The 456-nt window shown below is 57.5% G+C and carries 1 pseudogene; it reads left to right on the top strand.

What is annotated here, in order from left to right:
- Positions 1-64 precede the first annotated feature (64 nt).
- A pseudogene (locus tag VTU_RS0124540) lies at positions 65-456 on the top strand (IS5 family transposase); the annotation flags it as partial.

Here is a 456-nt window from a genome sequence, read left to right as displayed (position 1 = left end):
GGGCCTGTCATCAATTGAAGTCACTCCGGCGCTAAACTCGGAACACGATGACAAAGGAAGGCTGATGAACCACAGGTACGCGCTGAGGCAAGACCAATGGGAGCGCATCAAAGACATGCTGCCGGGGCGCGAGGGGCACGTTGGGGCGACGGCACGCGATAACCGCTTGTTCGTTGAGGCGGTGTTGTACCGATACCGTGCGGGCATCCCGTGGCGCGACCTGCCCGAGCGGTTCGGAGATTTTCGGGTAGTACATCTGCGCCATTCGCGATGGAGCAAAACGGATGTCTGGCAGCGCATCTTCAAGACTTTGTCGCAAGACCGGGACAACGAGTACGTGATGATCGATTCGACCATTGTTAGAGCCCATCAGCACAGCGCAGGGGCAAAAAAAAAGAGGGAGGACGCCAGAAAACCAAGCCATAGGTCGCAGTCGTGGGGGAGCAAGTACCAAGA

The sequence above is a fragment of the Verminephrobacter aporrectodeae subsp. tuberculatae At4 genome (assembly GCF_000193225.1).
GTDB lineage: Bacteria > Pseudomonadota > Gammaproteobacteria > Burkholderiales > Burkholderiaceae_C > Acidovorax > Acidovorax aporrectodeae.
This window is presented reverse-complemented; position numbering and strand designations above follow the sequence as displayed.